This window comes from Micromonospora sp. DT4 (assembly GCF_049841675.1).
In the GTDB taxonomy this organism is placed as follows: domain Bacteria; phylum Actinomycetota; class Actinomycetes; order Mycobacteriales; family Micromonosporaceae; genus Micromonospora.
Genome location: NZ_JBNCKT010000257.1, coordinates 1 through 2,010, shown reverse-complemented (window position 1 = coordinate 2,010; position 2,010 = coordinate 1). Strand labels below are relative to the sequence as shown.

General features: G+C 70.4%; 3 protein-coding genes. All 3 read left to right on the top strand.

The features are described 5' to 3' along the window. The first annotated feature begins 291 nt into the window (after positions 1–291). Positions 292–822, top strand: a complete 531-nt coding sequence (locus ACLQ24_RS29420; RefSeq protein WP_357951637.1) for a hypothetical protein — start codon at positions 292–294, stop codon at positions 820–822. Next, a complete protein-coding gene (locus ACLQ24_RS29415; RefSeq protein WP_425894996.1) occupies positions 816–1,679 on the top strand; it encodes a hypothetical protein in 864 nt (287 codons plus the stop codon). The genes ACLQ24_RS29420 and ACLQ24_RS29415 overlap by 7 nt, the downstream gene beginning before the upstream one ends. After that, a partial coding sequence (locus ACLQ24_RS29410; RefSeq protein ID WP_425894995.1) for an SAF domain-containing protein occupies positions 1,676–2,010 on the top strand: 335 nt, incomplete at its 3' end. The genes ACLQ24_RS29415 and ACLQ24_RS29410, both read left to right, overlap by 4 nt.

The window sequence follows — 2,010 nt, the reverse complement described above, 5'->3', positions numbered from 1 at the left end:
CAATGGACCCGTGCCTGCTTCCTTCCCGCAGGTACCCGCATGTCCGGATCTTGGACCTATTGCCGGTCGCTCTAAGGCCCCTCACCTGACGGTAAGTACGTTGCGGTAACTGCGGGGTCCGGGTGTAGAGGTGGATTCAGACCGCGCTCCCTGGAACTTCCACGCATCGCTGCAGGAACGCCAGCGCCTGCTGTGGCTGGGCGCGCCTGAGGAGGAAAAGTGACTTTCCGTGATCGGCGGAGGCGTCGGGTCAGGCACCGACCATGCCGGCCCCGCAATCCGCTATCCACTGTGGCTGTTCTCGCCGCACTGGTCGCTATTGCGGCTGCGGGCGGCTGCACGGGTGCCGAGCCTGCCGAAGACAGCCGAACTCCGCTGCCATCTGTTCCCGCGCCGACCCAGGACGCCCGCGGCAGAGCCGAGGAAGCGGCGCTGGACGCCTACCGAGGCATGTGGCAGGCCTACGCGAAGGCCGGCCTGACGGCCAATCCGGACGAGCCTTCCCTGCCTGTGCACACCACCGGGGAAGCGTTGACGAACCTGAAGAACGGCCTGGCGAAGCTCCGCCGGGACGGCGAGGTCATCAAGGGCGAGTACCAGTCGGATCCGCAGGTCACGGAAGCCTCGCCCGCTGCCACGCCGTCGAGCATCTCGGTGCAGGACTGCCTGAACACGGCGCGATTCCTCACCTACAAGACGGCGACTGGAGCATTGGCCGATGACGTCCCGGGCGGGAACCGTGCCGTGAGGGCGACCGTGACCCGCGACGACGGCGGCTGGAAGGTGTCCAGCTTCGGTGTACAGGCGGTCGGCTCATGCTGAGGCGTGCTCTGCGCGCTGGGATCGCGCTCTTGATTGTTGGCGTCGGCGTCGGCGCCTTCTCCTCGGCTTGGGCCGACGACGGGCTGGGAAACGTGGACTGCAGCCAGACCCAGAACGCGGCCGAGTGTGACATCAGCGTCGGCACTCCGGGCGGACCGGGCGGCTCGAATGGCGGCAACCAGGGCGGCGGCGGTTCCGATGACGGCTCGGGTGGCGGCGGCGAGGACGGCTGCTACTGGGCGCCGGTCGACGTAGACCTCCCGCCGCCGCCCGGCAAGGGCCCTGAGGGCGGTTGGTATTCGCGAACCTGCGTGGCCAACGGGCTGGGGTCGCAGGACGTGCCGGTGTGGCTGGACCAGGCGCCGACGGTGAACCTGGCGGCGTTGGCGCAGTCCGCGCGTTCTCGGCTGCGCCTGCCTTCGCCGCAGATCCGCACGAATCCCGGCACGGCGCCGTTTGTGCTGGTGCAGGTGCCGGTGTGGTTGTGGGTGGACCCGGCGACATGGGGTGCCCGGTCAGCGACCGCGTCGGTGCCTGGGGTGTCGGTGACTGCATCCGCGACGCCGACTCGGGTGGTGTGGTCCTTCGGTGACGGTAGCGGCGACCTGACGTGCACTGGTCCGGGCAAGCCGTGGAAGCCGGGCACGGACCCGCAGGCGTCCTCGGCGTGCGGGCACACCTACACCTCCTCGTCCGCTGCCGCGGCGGGGGCGGCGTTCCGGCTGCGGGCGACGGTGACGTGGTCGGTCACCTGGTCTGGTGCCGGTAGCGGGGGCACTCTCGCACCGCTCACGACGACCTCGACGGTGTCCGTGCAGGTGGCGGAGTCCCAGGCGATCGTCGGAGGTGTCCGATGAGCGTCACCACGGACCGTCCCCGGGCGGTGAACACCTCTGCTGCGGATCTGCCGCCGGTGTCCGCCGGTACGCGGCGGGCGGGGCGGCGCAGCGGGCGGCGTGTGGTCGCCGGGCTGCTGCTGGTCCTGGCGACGGTGGTGACGTTCTGGCAGGTGGATCTGCGCCGGCACGCCGACGAGCAGTTCCTCGCCGTCGCGCGGGACGTACCGGCGGGTCAGGTCATCACCGAAGCCGATGTGCGGGTGGTGCGGGTTGCGAACCCGTCCGGCCTGGACCTCGTGCGAGCTGAGCAGCGCGGCGGGATCGTCGGCCGTTCGGCGGCGGTGCCGCT

Excerpts from the sequence above, each read along its gene's own strand:
- ACLQ24_RS29415 (WP_425894996.1), top strand. The coding sequence starts at position 816 with ATGCTGAGGCGTGCTCTGCGCGCTGGGATCGCGCTCTTGATTGTTGGC.